The organism is Gordonia sp. OPL2 (assembly GCF_003797825.1).
Lineage (GTDB): Bacteria > Actinomycetota > Actinomycetes > Mycobacteriales > Mycobacteriaceae > Gordonia.
In genome coordinates this window covers 1-13,806 of the sequence record NZ_RKME01000030.1, presented here as the reverse complement: position 1 = coordinate 13,806, position 13,806 = coordinate 1, and the positions used below count along the sequence as shown (strand labels likewise).

At 66.8% G+C, this 13,806-nt stretch carries 12 protein-coding genes; 5 read left to right on the top strand and 7 right to left on the bottom strand.

Annotation, left to right across the window (positions count from 1 at the left end; translation table 11 throughout):
- Positions 1–98: 98 nt before the first annotated feature.
- The 4 genes from EEB19_RS21875 to EEB19_RS21860 are packed head-to-tail and all read right to left on the bottom strand — an operon-like array spanning position 99 to position 3,603.
- Entirely contained in the window at positions 99–1,676 is a 1,578-nt protein-coding gene (locus EEB19_RS21875) for a DUF3445 domain-containing protein (protein WP_262365847.1), read from the bottom strand.
- Positions 1,673–2,626, bottom strand: a complete 954-nt coding sequence (locus tag EEB19_RS21870) for a PDR/VanB family oxidoreductase (protein ID WP_262365849.1) — start codon at positions 2,624–2,626, stop codon at positions 1,673–1,675. Before EEB19_RS21870 ends, EEB19_RS21875 begins: the two co-directional genes overlap by 4 nt.
- A 32-nt stretch (positions 2,627–2,658) precedes the next feature.
- Positions 2,659–3,210: a dimethylamine monooxygenase subunit DmmA family protein gene (locus EEB19_RS21865; protein ID WP_187589424.1), complete on the bottom strand. Its 552-nt coding sequence runs from the start codon at positions 3,208–3,210 to the stop codon at positions 2,659–2,661.
- A gap of 6 nt (positions 3,211–3,216) precedes the next feature.
- Entirely contained in the window at positions 3,217–3,603 is a 387-nt protein-coding gene (locus EEB19_RS21860; protein ID WP_187589423.1) for an ethanolamine utilization protein, read from the bottom strand.
- 262 nt (positions 3,604–3,865) lie between these two features.
- Between EEB19_RS21860 and EEB19_RS21855 the strand changes: the two genes are divergently transcribed.
- Positions 3,866–4,600 (top strand): YoaK family protein, encoded by a 735-nt coding sequence (locus EEB19_RS21855; protein ID WP_262365846.1) that lies wholly within the window; start codon positions 3,866–3,868, stop codon positions 4,598–4,600.
- Between the two features lie 64 nt (positions 4,601–4,664).
- Positions 4,665–5,525, top strand: coding sequence for a ribokinase (locus EEB19_RS21850; RefSeq protein WP_187589422.1), 861 nt, complete (start codon positions 4,665–4,667; stop codon positions 5,523–5,525).
- A gap of 58 nt (positions 5,526–5,583) precedes the next feature.
- Here the strand turns inward: EEB19_RS21850 and EEB19_RS21845 are convergent, their stop codons facing one another.
- Positions 5,584–6,360, bottom strand: coding sequence for a crotonase/enoyl-CoA hydratase family protein (locus tag EEB19_RS21845; RefSeq protein WP_187589421.1), 777 nt, complete (start codon positions 6,358–6,360; stop codon positions 5,584–5,586).
- A 122-nt stretch (positions 6,361–6,482) separates the two neighbouring features.
- On the opposite strand from EEB19_RS21845, the gene EEB19_RS21840 reads away from it, so the two are divergent.
- Complete coding sequence (locus EEB19_RS21840; protein WP_187589420.1) at positions 6,483–7,817, top strand: aspartate aminotransferase family protein; 1,335 nt, start codon at positions 6,483–6,485, stop codon at positions 7,815–7,817.
- Position 7,818: 1 nt separating this feature from the next.
- Here EEB19_RS21840 and EEB19_RS21835 read toward each other — a convergent pair whose 3' ends face one another.
- The gene (locus EEB19_RS21835) at positions 7,819–9,840 is read right to left on the bottom strand and encodes an OPT family oligopeptide transporter (protein WP_187589419.1); all 2,022 of its coding nucleotides are present in this window, start codon (positions 9,838–9,840) and stop codon (positions 7,819–7,821) included.
- A gap of 153 nt (positions 9,841–9,993) precedes the next feature.
- The gene (locus EEB19_RS21830) at positions 9,994–10,716 is read right to left on the bottom strand and encodes a DsbA family oxidoreductase (protein ID WP_187589418.1); all 723 of its coding nucleotides are present in this window, start codon (positions 10,714–10,716) and stop codon (positions 9,994–9,996) included.
- 309 nt (positions 10,717–11,025) lie between these two features.
- Here EEB19_RS21830 and EEB19_RS21825 point away from each other — a divergent pair, with 309 nt between their 5' ends.
- Both EEB19_RS21825 and EEB19_RS21820 read left to right on the top strand, forming a co-directional pair.
- Positions 11,026–11,457: a MarR family winged helix-turn-helix transcriptional regulator gene (locus EEB19_RS21825; protein WP_187589417.1), complete on the top strand. Its 432-nt coding sequence runs from the start codon at positions 11,026–11,028 to the stop codon at positions 11,455–11,457.
- 201 nt (positions 11,458–11,658) lie between these two features.
- A complete protein-coding gene (locus EEB19_RS21820; RefSeq protein WP_262365845.1) occupies positions 11,659–13,362 on the top strand; it encodes an MDR family MFS transporter in 1,704 nt (567 codons plus the stop codon).
- The last annotated feature ends 444 nt before the right edge of the window (positions 13,363–13,806 follow it).

Sequence of the window (13,806 nt, the reverse complement as noted above, 5' to 3'; positions counted from 1 at the left end):
CGGGTGCTGATGACCCGGGTGCTGTCGGGTCGGCTGTTGGCGATCCGGTGGTGTCGCCGACCGTGTGCCGGCCGCAGGTGGCGTGTCGGACAGCAGCGTCACTCGCCGACCTCCGCGTCGGAGGCGGAGGCGAGAAAGCCGCCGCGCGAGGCGGAGTGGTGTGCGTGGATCTCTACTCGGCGCGCGCATCCCGGACAGTCGACGACGGCCCCGGGCGCCCCGTCGACACGGAAGGTATCCCGGCAATGGGCACAGTACAGCGGCAGATCACGGGTGTGCACGACGAAGGCGGACAGCTCTGCGGCGAGGGCTCCGTGGTCCCGGGCCGTCGACAACGCGGTCATGACGTCGTACTGACCGCCGACGACGTGGACGCGCGCGCCGGTGGTGGTGACCGCCAACGCCTCGGCGAGAGCGCCCCTGTCGGCAGGCGAGGTCAGCGTGTCCAGGACGACGAGCCGTGTCGGACCGATCGCCTCCGCAGCGGAGACCCAGCCGCGCGACACCACACCGACCATCGGCTCCCCGCCGATCGCGACGATCAGGAACGAGGCACCCGACTCGTCGACGGCCTCCGGCGCCGCGGGCCAGAGCGGCAGCCCGTCCCCGGGTCGTTCGTCCGGCACGGCGGCATCCGGCGTCGACTCGGCCGAGACCGCCGGTCCGGCATCACGGAGCCACTGCGCGGCGCGCGCTCGGTACTTGATGACACCCTTGTAATCGGCCATGTCGTCGGGGAGTTCGTCGAAGACCTCGGCTGCCCGTACTCGCCACGGATCGATGGTGGCCAGCGTTTCGAGCGGCAGCATGTACGTGCGGATCAGGAACATCACCGCCCCTGAGTCCGGGAGCCGGATGAGATGCTGCACCTCCACCCGCAGGTGCACCAGACGACCGAAGGTCTCGTCGTCGACCTGCTGGATGGTCTCGCGATCCGGTCCCCACTCGGGGTACCGCTCGGTCGAGACATCGAGCCGGCGGCCGATCGTCAGAGTCCAATTGGTGCGCCGGTACGGCTGGTGCGGTTGCAGGCGCTTGATGAACTCGTGTGCGCGGGTGATCACGCCTTCGCGTCGCACGCGGGGAACGGGTCCGTGGATCTCGAGGAAACTCATCCCGACGTCGAACCCGAAACTCCAGTCCGCGGCGAACGTGACCACGCCAGCATCGGCGAACAGCTGCCCGTCGCGTTGGTCGAGCAGTACGACGTCCTCCTGGATCTGTCCGCAGATGTAGTCGAGCGGGTCGGTGGGCAGCGTCGTGTCGTCGCCGTAGACGAAGGTCTGGTCGATCGCCAGCAGCGAGTTCTCCCAACGCCAGTCCGCCCCGGACCGATGCAGCGCGAAGTGGTCCGGATAGGTGGTCGCGAGTTCGGTCATGATGGTGACCATGGCGTCCCAGGTGGCCGGCCGCATGTGCGGGAGGACGGCATGCCGAGTGGTGTCGGCCGCGAGAATCGTTGCACGCTCGGCGATCTCGTGTCGATACTCGCTGTCGACGTCGATCACTCCATCGCCCCACTGCCCGGCGGCAGTCGCAGCAGGCTGGTGGGCCGGCTCGACGTTGGTGCTGTATCTGTATCGGTCGTCGACGAACGGAAACGGGAAGCCGGCGACGAGCTCGGCCTCGACAGTGGCTGGGTCCGACCCGGTCGAGGCCGGGGACGTGATGGTCACAGGGGTACCTCCAGGGTGCATCCGGCGGCCGCACGCGAGACGCACGGCATGAACGCGTCGCCGGCGGACTTCTCGTCGTCGGACAAGTACAGGTCTCGGTGGTCGGCGGTGCCTGCGGACAGTGGGATCCGGCACTCTCCGCAGACGCCCTGGCGGCAGCGGTTGGCCACCGCGATCCCGTTGCCCTCCAGGGCTTCCAGAACCGATGTCCCGGAGGGGATATCGACGGTCAGGCCGGATTCGGTGAGCCGCACGGTGAACGGTTCCCCGGCGTCGAGCGCGTCGGCACCGAATCGTTCGAGGTGAATCCGCGACTCCGGCCATCCCTGGCCGCGTGCGGTCGCGACGACGTGATCGATCATGCCGGACGGACCGCACAGGTACAGGTGCGTGCCGATCGGCTGATCGGCCAATGTGGCGGTGAGGCGTTCGGTGAACGCGGACTGATCGACGAACAACTCGGCCTCCCGGCCCGCGAGCGCGATGATCTCATCGACGTGCGCCCCGCAGCCGGGCCGAAAGGTGTAGAGGACCTGGACATCTCGATTCCAACGGGTCGCCGCCCGCAGATGCGACAGGATGGGCGTCACACCGATACCGCCGGCGACGAGCAGATGTTTCGTCGCCCGGGCCGCCGGCGGGAAGGCGCTGCGTGGCAGCTCGACCTCGACCGCGTCCCCCACCGACAGCATGTCGTGCATCCAGCGTGATCCGCCGTTGCCGTCGGCCAGACGCAATACGGAGATCTGGTAACTGGTGGGAGCGACCCCGTCGTTGGTCAGACTGTAGGCGTTGGTGCAGTCGCCGGCACCCACGATCAGGTGGCTGCCCGGCACGAATCCGGGGAGGACCGCGCCATCGGGTGCCGCTAACGTGAAACTGCGTATTCCTGTTGCAGCGTCGACGATATCGGTGACGATCAGCGTGCGGCGCGAGCTCCGGGCCCGCACATCGTCGACGGGGGCCCCGGGGATGGTGGCTGTCACGACAGGGAACCTCCGGCGGTCGCGGGCGCTTCGGCGTCGACCATGAAGCCGAGGTATCGGCCGCTTCGACGCGAGACGTGGTGATAGACGAGAAGATGACGGTCACAGCCGCCGCAGTCGACGACGTCGTCGACCGCGGCGACCGTGGATGTGATCGCCCCGCAGTGCGAACAGAAGATCTCGATGACCCCTGCACCGGCGGTCGTCACGTGGATCTCGTCATCCTCGAGACCGGCCGACGTCGCCACCCCGCGCAGCGCCAGAGCGGCGCCGGCGGGAGCGACGATGACCAGGCGGAACCCGACGCGCGCCCGCGCCAGCTCATCGCGCAGCGCCTGCGCGGCGGACTCGGTGTCGTCGAAGGTCATGGCCTGCAGGGCAGTGCCGTCGGGCAGCGCCTGCACCCATCGCCTCATGCCGTCGCCCGTCGCGTCCCCGACGCCGAGCAGGAGGTAGGACCGGCCCGAGTTCGACGGCAGTTCGGTGTCGTCGGCTGACGCCCCGGGACGGGCCCACGTCGGGATGCTCGAGAATGCGATCTGCGACATGGCCCCTCAGAGGAGGTCGGCGTCGCGGTGCCCGGCGTAGAACGCCAGGGCATGGCTCGGTGTGCTGAAGTAGATCTTCGATCCCTTGGGGAAGAAGATCGCGTCCTTGGCCTTCGCGATCTGGGTCTGTCCGGTCTCCTTGTTCTCCAGAAGGAACTCACCCTCGAGAACGACCTTCATCTCGTCGTACTCGTACTCGTAGTACAGGGGTGCGTCCGTGTGGTGGAGTTCGAAGTATCCGGAGCACATGACACTGCCCTGCGGGTTCTCGTAGACGTCGCCGATGAATCCCTCGGTCCCGGGATATTCTGACTCGGCCATGCGAGGCAGGTTCTCCCACGCGCCGGCGGTCACCAGGAACGGTGTGGCGGTGTCGGTGCTCTCGACGGTCATGTCGGTCCTCCAGATCGTTGTTCTGACCCACCGGAATCGGTGGCTAACATCAGTAGACTTTGTTCGTTGTCATGAAACCCAGTCGGTGTTACGGCCCGATGACATGGTCGTTTACTGATGTAAAACATGATTCACCTGAGGTGGACGTGACGACGGCTGCCGACTGTCACTCCTGTGTCCGGATTCACGTGGCACTCCGCTGAGCCTTCGGGTGGGCTGGTGAGGACCGCCGTTCGATCATCGATACGACTGGAGTCGACACGTGGCGACCATCAACGCCTCACCCACCACCGAAACGAGCAAGGAACTTCTGGGCCCCTTCTACAACGGACGCGAGATGATCCTCGCCGCCGTACTGGCATCCCTCGCCGGTGCGACCGGTGCGGCCGCATGGTTGTACTCGTCGGGCTGGTACGTCACCTTCATGACCGGCAACACCGAGCGTCTCGTCCTCGAGCACATCAAAGGTGCTCACGCCCTGGGCATCTCAGCATTGGTGACCGTGCTGACCTTCGTCCTCGGTGTCATCGTCGCGACGCTTGCCCGGCTCTACGTCTGGACGAAGGCACGTCACGGCGCCACAGTCCTCACCGCCACGTCGACGGTCGCCGCGTCCGTGTCCGACGCCGCCCTCAGCTCGCCCAAGGACGAGTTCGGCATCGCGCCCGTCCTCTGCCTCGCTTTCGGGCTCGGGGCCCTCAACACGTCGATCAGCCGCAAGGGCGAAGTCGTGATGCCGTTGTCGTATGTGACCGGGACGCTGGTCAAGATCGGTCAGGGCGTTGGACTGCACATCGCCGGCAAGAAGCGCTGGGGATGGGTCGCCCACGCGAGTACCTACGCGGGATTCCTGGTCGGAGCAGCCGTCGGCGGGCTCCTCTTCAACGCGTTCGACGAACGCAACTCGTTGTTGACGCTGGCCGCGATCGCCGTGATCATCGCCGCGGTCACGTGGCGTCTGGACCATCCGAGGTTTCTCGAGAAGGACGGCCACTGACCGCGATCGCCGCAGGATGGCCGTGTCGTCGTCGCCGACGACGCGACAATGGATACTCGTCTACATGGACACCGTCGTGGATGTCGCCGTGGTCGGCACACTCAATGTCGATGTGATCGTTCGGGTCGACCGCCTGCCGGCCCCCGGCGAGACGGTGCTCGGGCAGTCGATGTCAGAACGTCTCGGCGGCAAGGGTTCCAATCAGGCGCGGGCTGCCGCGCCGCTGGCGACGACGGCACTCGTGGGTGCTGTCGGCGACGACGAACCCGGCGTCCGGATGCGAGCGGCCGCGCATGACGAAGGTGTCGACGTGACACACGTGCTGCAGGCCCACGGAAAGCGCAGCGGTCAGGCCATCATCGAGGTCGACGACGACGGTGAGAACCGGATCGTCGTCCTCTCAGGGGCCAATGCGGCGTTGACCACTACGCACGTCGAGGGCTCGCTCGATGCGCTCGACCCGACGATTGTTCTGACACAACTCGAATCGCCGATGGCGGTCACCGAGGCGGTCGCGGCATGGTGCGTGCGGAACGAACGACGACTGCTGCTCAACCCCAGTCCGGCGGCCGCACTCGACGACGCCGTGGTCCGTGCTGCGGATCCGCTGGTCGTCAACGAGAGCGAGGCCGCGTTCTATGCGGGCCTGGACATCGACGATTCGGATGCCGCCGCCCGCCGACTGCTCGCGATCGCCCGGTCGGCGGTGATCACCCTGGGCGCCGACGGAGTGGTCGTCGCCCAGGGCGACTCGATCGAGCGGATCGCGGTGGATCGTGTTCGCGCGGTGGACACCACCGGCGCCGGCGATGTGTTCGCCGGGACGCTGGCCGCGCACCTGGCCGACGGAGTGGACCTGGTCATCGCCGCGAGGCGGTCGGCCGCTGCGGCGACAGCCCTTGTCGCGCAACCGCGTGGCGGGTGATTGCCCTTCGTGACGCTCGCACGCTCGCTCCTCAGGGAACAGGGGGGCGATGCAGAGCTCAGCGCTTGCTCCAGCGCGCGACGCGCTCCTTGTGGTCGGCGGTCTGATGGGCCAGTGGCTGCATCGCCGCCGCGAGATTGAGCACGGAGTCCAGTGAGCTGGTGCGTGATTCGGTGAGTAGCCGCTTTGCCATACGCAGGGCGTGGGGTGGGTTCTTCGCGATACGCGCAGCGAGCGCCCGGGCGTCGTCGAGCAACGTGTCGTCCGACGACACCCGACTCACCATGCCCCACTCGAGGGCGGTGGCGGCGTCGACCCGATCGCCGGTGAATGTCATCTCCGCGGCGCGCTCATATCCAATGGCCCGCTGCAGGAACCACGATCCGCCGTCACCCGGGATCAGTCCGAGCTGGACGAAACTCTCTGCGAAAAAAGCCGATTCGGCGGCGATGCGGATGTCGCACATCATGGCCAGATCGCAGCCGGCACCGATGGCGGCTCCGTTGACCGCTGCGATCACCGGCACCTCACACCGCTGCATCGCGCGCGGTATGCGCTGGATTCCGTCGGCATAACCGTGGCGCTGCTCGACGGGATCGAGTCCGAACAGCCCCTCCCCGTCGGCCATCTCCCGGACGTTGCCGCCGGCCGAGAAGAACCTGCCGGACCCCGTGAGGATGACGACGCGGACATCGTCGTTCGCGTTCGCGTCGTCGACGGCCCGCTCGAATGCCGCGATCACGTCGTGGCCGGTGATGGCGTTGCCCACCTTCGGGAGGTCGAGCGTCCAGACGGCCACTCCGTCGGCGATCGTGATGTCGAGCGGTTCGCTCACGTATACGGCCTTTCTCGAGATGCAGGGGACTCCCCTGCACCCTACGACCCCGGAGCACCATCGAAGCGGCGCATGGGCGACACGGCAGGCGCCGCCCCCTCGTCCGGCCGTACCGTTGACCCATGACGACCACCCGCGACGCCGACGATCGCACCGCGCCAATCGCCGACGACCTGTCTCGCCATCTCGTCCGGTATGGCGGCACCTTCTCGCCCGAACTGATCGCGCGTGCGTCGGGCAGTTACGTCTACACCGCCTCGGGCCGTCCGCTTCTCGATTTCACGTCGGGTCAGATGTCGGCGATCCTCGGCCATTCCCATCCCGACATCGTGGAGACCGTGCGGCGGCAGATCGGGACGCTCGATCATCTGTTCAGCGGCATGCTGTCGGAGCCGGTCGTCGACCTCGCGCGCCGACTCGCCGACTCCCTGCCCGAGCCACTGGACAAGGTGCTGCTGCTGACCACGGGTGCCGAATCGAACGAGGCGGCCATCCGGATGGCCAAGCTCGTCACCGGGCGGCATGAAATCGTGTCGTTCGCACGATCGTGGCACGGAATGACACACGCCGCGGCGGCAGCGACGTACAGCTCGGGTCGAAAAGGATACGGCCCCGTGGCCGCCGGGAATCTCGCCCTGCCGACCCCGAACGCGTACCGTCCGGATTTCGTGACCCCCGACGGCGAGTTCGACTGGCAGCGGCAGCTCGACTATGGGTTCGAGATGATCGATGCGCAATCCGTCGGCGCGCTGGCCGCATGCATCGTCGAACCGATCCTCTCCTCCGGCGGCGTGATCGATCTGCCGCCCGGCTACCTCCGCGCGCTGAAGGCCAAGTGCGAGGAGCGGGACATGCTCGTCATCCTCGATGAGGCCCAGACGGGCCTGTGCCGCACCGGAACCTGGTATGCCTTCGAACGCGACGGCGTGGTGCCGGACATCCTGACCGTCTCGAAGACCCTGGGGGCGGGTCTGCCGCTCGCCGCCACCATCACCACCACCGAGATCGAGCGAGTGGCGCACGAACGCGGATTCCTGTTCTTCACCACCCATGTCTCCGATCCGCTCGTCGCCGCCGTCGGCAACACCGTTCTCGACGTCCTCGGGCGCGACCGTCTCGATGCGCGTGCACGCGAGGCAGGCGACCTCCTGAACGCGGGATTGCTCGATATCGCCGCGCGGCACGACGTCGTCGGCGACGTCCGCGGCCGCGGACTCATGCAGGGCATCGAGCTGGTCACCGATCGCGAGGCCAAGACCGGCGCAGACGAACTCGGCGCCGCGGTCACGCGGCGATGCTATGACCTCGGCCTGCACATGAACGTCGTCCAGCTGCCGGGGATGGGCGGTATCTTCCGCATCGCGCCGCCATTGACCGCCACCGACGACGAGATCCGGTCCGGCCTCGAGATGCTGGATCAGGCCATCGGGGAGTGTGTTACCGCCGCAAAGCGCTGATCTAGGCCTGCGGGGTGGGATCCGCGTCCTTGCGGACCGTCTCCCTCGACGCCCAGTTCTGCGTCCACTTGTACAGCCAGGCGAGCACCGCGACGAACAGGACGACCCCGAGGATCTCCGACCCGGTCTCCCAACCGTCCCCGATGAACGGCAGATTCAGCACGGCATCGTTGCCGCTGGAGGCCACGATCGCGGCGAACACCACGTTCCACAGACTCTCTCCGACGATGAGGCCGGTGGCCAGGAGAACACCCATCCGCTTCTTGCGCTCCACATTTCGGCCCGTTCGCTCGGCCCACTTGTTGTACCAGAGACCGATGAAGGCGCCGATCGGGATGATCAGCGTGACCGACATCGGCAGGTACATCCCCATGCCGACGGCGAGCGGGGGGACACGCAGTTTGCCCGTCGTACGGCCGAGTACCTCGTCGACGATGATGACTGCAGCCCCGATCAGGACACCGACTCCGATGAGTGCCCAGTCGAGATCGCCTCCGAAAACGCCCTCGGCGAGAGACGAGATCAGTCCGGCCTGCGGTGCGGGCAGCGCATCCTCTCCGGCTCCCGGGGCGCCGACGAATCCGAATGCCGTCTGCATCAGCTGCAGAACCGGAGGGATGACCGCCGAACCGAAGACGACGCCGATCACCAAGGCCACCTGCTGTTTCCACGGTGTCGCGCCGACGAGTTGGCCGGTCTTGAGATCCTGCAGATTGTCGTTCGAGATCGTCGCGACACCGAATACGATCGCCGCGGTGAACAGCGTGTAGGCGACGAGGGCGGTCGACTGCGAGTCGTCGGCCGAGCCGAAGGTGACCTTGATGAGGACTGCGGCGATGAGGACGACCACGATCCCGACGCCGGAGATCGGGCTGTTCGACGAACCGATCAGACCGGCCATGTACCCGCACACCGACGCGACGATCAGGCCGATCACGAACACGAAGATGATGCTGACCGTGATGATCCCGGCCGCACTGCCGTGCAACACCGTCCCACTCGCGAAGTCCCACAACATGAATCCGATGGGGATCAGAGAAGCAAGGATGACTCCGGAGACGATGGTCACCGGCAGGTCCTGCTCGGTCAGATCCACCTTGTTGCCCGCCCGGCGTGCGCGGGTGGAGACGATCGCGTCCTTGATGCCCCGGACGATCGGTCCGATGATCTTGATCAGCGTCCACACCGCGGCGATGGCGATCGCACCAGCACCGATGAAGCGGACGTCGTTGGTGAAGGTGTCACTGACGATGTCGTCGATGGAGCCGCTCGCGGGCAGATCGTTCCACGTGCGGATCGGCAGCAGGACACCGTAGGAGATGAACAGACCGATCAGCATCGAGATGCCGACGGTGATACCGACGAGGTGACCCACGCCGATGAGGGAGAACAGCAGACCTGCACCGAACATGGTGCCGCCCTGGCCTATCCGCACGAAACCGGAGATCGTCCCGGCGATGAGCTTGGTCTGGGTCAGGATCGAGAAGATCGCGGAGACGACACTGCCCACCACGATGACGCGCAGCCCGCGCTGGTTCTCTTCCGCCCCCTCGGCCGTGTCACCGACCTTGAGGACCTCCGCCGCTGCAGCGCCTTCGGGATAGGGCAGATCGGATCCCGTCACCAGCGCACGCCGCAACGGGATCGAATACATGACGCCGAGGATGCCGCCGATCAGGCAGACGGCCACCGTCGTCCAGTAGGGGAAGCCGGTCCACCAACCGATCATGATCAGGCCCGGCAACACGAAGATGATCGCCGACAACGTTCCCGCGGCCGAGGCGATCGTCTGCACGATGTTGTTCTCCACCACCGAGTGATCGGCGAAGTAGCGCAACAAGCTCATCGAGATGACGGCGGCTGGGATCGCGGTCGCGAACGTCAGCCCGACCTTCAGCCCGAGATAGACGTTGGCTGCGGTGAACACCAAGGTGATCAGACCGCCGAGGACGATTCCGCGGATGGTGAGTTCCCGCAGCCCTGCGGAGCTGGAACCCTTCATGATCGACCCTGGTGTGGACATGACTACGACCCCTTACCCGACCGGTACGGCGTTGTGGACTCTCACAACTGTAGGAGCGGGGTGGGGGATCCGCAGGGATTCGTCCAAGCCTCGGCCGCGTCACCGGCCTGTCGGGTCGAAATGTCCGTTCTGCACGGCCGTCATCCGGTCATGTCAGTCGTCGGATGCCGCTGGTACAGCGCAACCGTCGGCACCGCACGCGTCCGCGGATTCGGTACCGAGTGGCACGATCTGCTCACCCCAGGCGAGTTGCAATGCCCGGGCGAAGGTCTCGGTCGGTTGCGCCCCGGACACGGCATACTTCCCGGCGAAGACGAAGAACGGCACACCGTTGGCTCCCATCGCGGCAGCTTGCTGTTCGTCGCGACGAACCGCGTCGGCATACGCGTCCGGATCGTCGAGCACACGCCGCACCTCGGACTCGTCGAGACCCGCGCCGACGGCGACCTCGACAAGACGGTCGGTGTCGCCGAACAAAGCGGTGTCGTCGGCGAAGTTCGCGGCGTAAAGGGCGTCGAGCAGAGCGTCCTGACGGCCCACCGCGAGTGCATGATGAAGAAGGCGGTGCATGTCGAAGCTGCTGCCGAAGTCCCGCCCCTCGGTCTGGTAGGGCAAACCGACCTCGGCCGCCTGGGCGGCGATGCCCTGTTCGTTCGCGCGGGCCTGATCGACCGAGATCCCGTACTTCTGCGCGATGTGTTCGGTCACCGGTCCGCTCGCATCGTGGGGCAGAGTCGGGTCGAGCTCGAAGGACCGGTGGACCACCCGCACGTCGTCGCGCTGCGGGAACTGCTCGAGGGCCGCCTCGAAACGTCGCTTGCCCAGATAGCAGAACGGGCAGTTGACGTCGGTCCAGATGTCGACCGTGACACTCATCGCGGGCAGTCCTTCCCGCCGGGGCACAACCGGCAGTCCACGAGCCGACGGACGTCCCGTCGACACACGGGAGGTGCAACGCGGGAGTCTCCGCCGCTGTTCCGCGACCGGTCGACAGTCCCCGACGACGGCCCGGAGGTGAGCGCGCCCGCCGTCGGGCACATGCCTCGGTACGCTGTCCCCGGACGATGGGCCGCCGCCGACTGCGCGGGACGGCGCGACGCGGGCGCAAGTCGTCGAGACGGGAGTGTCGCGACAGGAGTGTCGAGACCGGTGGCCGGCGTGTTGAGGCGAAGGGAAGCTGCGACGATGGGCTCGGATCCGATCACCGACCTCGAGACCGAACTCGTCGACATCTGGCGCCGAGGCCGTATCCAGATCCGCGACCGCGTCCGGATCATCGATCCCCGGCTCGACCCCACCTGCTATCCCCTGCTCGTTCTGCTGGCACGTCACGATGCGATGCCCATGTCCGATCTGCTGGCCGAACTGGGGCTAGAGAAGTCGACGCTGACCCGGCAGATCGACTCGGTCGTCCGCCTGGAACTCGTCGAACGGCATCCGGATCCCGATGATGCGCGCGCTCGGCTCGTGGCTCTCACCGAGAGCGGTCGGCGGCGCCTCGAGGAGGTCAATGCCGCCGCGTTGGCGCAATGGCGCGAACGGTTGTCGCGGTGGGATCCCTCCGATGTGCGCCACCTCGCCGAGCTACTCCGACGCCTGTCGGAGAGCACCCGCTGACTGTGCGGCGCCGGCCGGGAATATGTCGAGATAGTTGCGAGTTGCATCTATTCGACCGTATGGTTGCATTCATCAACTATTAGGTTCGTACCCGCCATCGGCGATGTGCGACGCCCGGCACGCGCTGTGCCCACGTGCCCACCCCACGCCCCTCGCGGCGATGTCCGCGCGGGTCCTGCCATGACCTGAGGAGGTTTCCGCATGAGTACGACCGCTGCCCCACCCGTCTCGGCGCAGGCCCCGGACACACCGATGACGCATCGTCAGCGCCTGGAGGCGCTCGTCGGATTGCTGCTCGGGATGTTCGTCGCGTTCCTGTCGTCGACCATTGTGTCCAACGCGCTGCCGGTGATCATCACCGATCTGCACGGCACCCAGGACCAGTACACGTGGGTGGTCACCGCAACCCTTCTCGCCTCGACCGCGACGACGCCGATCTGGGGCAAGCTGTCGGACCTGATGAGCAAGAAGTTGCTCGTCCAGATGTCGCTGACCTTGTTCACCCTCGGTTCCATCCTGGCCGGGCTGTCGCAGTCGGTCGGCATGCTGATCGGATTCCGCGTGATCCAGGGCCTCGGGCTCGGTGGGTTGCAGGCCCTCGTCGTCATCGTCATCGCATCGATGTTCAGTCCTCGCGAACGTGGCCGCTACCAGGGCCCGATCGCCGCGGTCATGTCGATCGCCACCGTCGCCGGTCCGTTGATCGGTGGTGTCATCGTCGATACCAGTTGGCTCGGCTGGCGCTGGACCTTCTATGTCTGCGTGCCGCTCGCCGTCATCGCCCTCCTAGTCATCCAGCGCACGCTGAACCTTCCGGTGATCCGCAAGAACGTCACGATCGACTACGTCGGCGCACTGCTCATCGCCGGCGGTGTCAGCACCTTGCTGATCTGGGTCACCCTCGCGGGCAAGAGTTTCGACTGGACCTCGGGGATGTCGTTCGGTCTCGTGGTGCTCGGACTGGTGCTGCTGGCTGCCGCGGTGTTCGCGGAGACCAAGGTCAAGGACCCGATCATCCCGCTGTACCTGTTCCGTGACCGCACGACCACACTCGCGACCCTCGCGAGCATCGCCGTCGGCGTCGCACTGTTCGGTGGTGCGGTGTTCCTCGGTCAGTACTTCCAGATCGCCCGCGGGTACTCGCCGACGGCAGCCGGTCTCCTGACGCTGCCGATGGTGATCGGTTCGATGCTGTCGGCCGGCGTGTCCGGCGCGCTCATCACACGCTTCGGCCGGTGGAAGATCTACCTGGTCGTCGGTGCGGCGATGATGACGCTCGGTTTCGGACTGCTCTCGACGATCGACGCGCACACCGACATGGTGCTGCTCGGCGGCTTCTTGTTCATTCTCGGCGTCGGCATGGGCATGACCATGCAGAACCTCGTCCTCGCGGTGCAGAACAACGTGGGTCCCGACGACCTCGGCGCCGCGACGTCGACGGTCGCCTTCTTCCGGTCGCTCGGCGGCGCCGCCGGCGTCTCGGTGCTCGGCGCAGTGCTCAGCAATCACGTCACCGATCTGATCGCAAAGGGCCTGTCCGCGATGGGGATCGGAGCCGGCCAGACCGGAGGGTCGAGTGCGGGACTGGCGAACCTGAACGAGCTGCCCGGTCCGATCGCCGACATCGTCCGCGGCGCCTATGGCGACGGCACGGCCCGGATCTTCCTGGTCGCCGGCGTGATGGCCGCACTGAGCCTCGTCGCCATCCTCTTCATCAAGGAGGTCGCCCTGAACACGCTCAGCGGCGACGAGCAGCGCCGGGCGCAGGGACAGGTGGCCGGCGAGATCGTCGACACCGATCAGATGGTCGACGACGGTCGCGGCTCCGCCGACGGCAACCCCGTGCACGAGCCCTCGCCGACGACACGCCCGGTCGCCTCACGGGACCTCTCCACGATCGAGTAGCTCGGAGCGGCGGGTGAGTGTCCGGGGTCCTCGGACTCGGGTACCCCGCTACGCACGACGCAGGCCCGTCGTCGTCCTAGCGTTCGGATATGAACGTCGACGACCCGTCCCGGCACGCGCAGAAATACGCGCGCCGGGCTCGGTCGGGCCGGGTGGCGGTGGCCGGTGTGATCGCGGTGACCGTCGTCGGCTGCTCTCCGTGGAGTATCACCGGCGTCGACGACGGTGAGCGAACGACTCGCATCGTGCCTGTGGTGCAATCGGATTCGCCCGTCGTCGGGTGCACCGCCGGCCGCTATCTCGCGCCGGCCGCGTTCACCGCGCGGGTGATGCGCGCGCTCGTCGTCGAGGCGCCCCACCGCCCGGTCGAGACGGTGTTCACGCGCCCGTCGTCGGCCGATCCGTCCTGCTCCTGGCTCTTATACACATCTGACGCTGCCGACG

Excerpts from the sequence above, each read along its gene's own strand:
- EEB19_RS21835 (WP_187589419.1), bottom strand. The coding sequence starts at position 9,840 with ATGTCCACACCAGGGTCGATCATGAAGGGTTCCAGCTCCGCAGGGCTG.
- EEB19_RS21850 (WP_187589422.1), top strand. The coding sequence starts at position 4,665 with ATGGACACCGTCGTGGATGTCGCCGTGGTCGGCACACTCAATGTCGAT.
- EEB19_RS21840 (WP_187589420.1), top strand. The coding sequence starts at position 6,483 with ATGACGACCACCCGCGACGCCGACGATCGCACCGCGCCAATCGCCGAC.
- EEB19_RS21825 (WP_187589417.1), top strand. The coding sequence starts at position 11,026 with ATGGGCTCGGATCCGATCACCGACCTCGAGACCGAACTCGTCGACATC.
- EEB19_RS21865 (WP_187589424.1), bottom strand. The coding sequence starts at position 3,210 with ATGTCGCAGATCGCATTCTCGAGCATCCCGACGTGGGCCCGTCCCGGG.
- EEB19_RS21860 (WP_187589423.1), bottom strand. The coding sequence starts at position 3,603 with ATGACCGTCGAGAGCACCGACACCGCCACACCGTTCCTGGTGACCGCC.
- EEB19_RS21820 (WP_262365845.1), top strand. The coding sequence starts at position 11,659 with ATGAGTACGACCGCTGCCCCACCCGTCTCGGCGCAGGCCCCGGACACA.
- EEB19_RS21830 (WP_187589418.1), bottom strand. The coding sequence starts at position 10,716 with ATGAGTGTCACGGTCGACATCTGGACCGACGTCAACTGCCCGTTCTGC.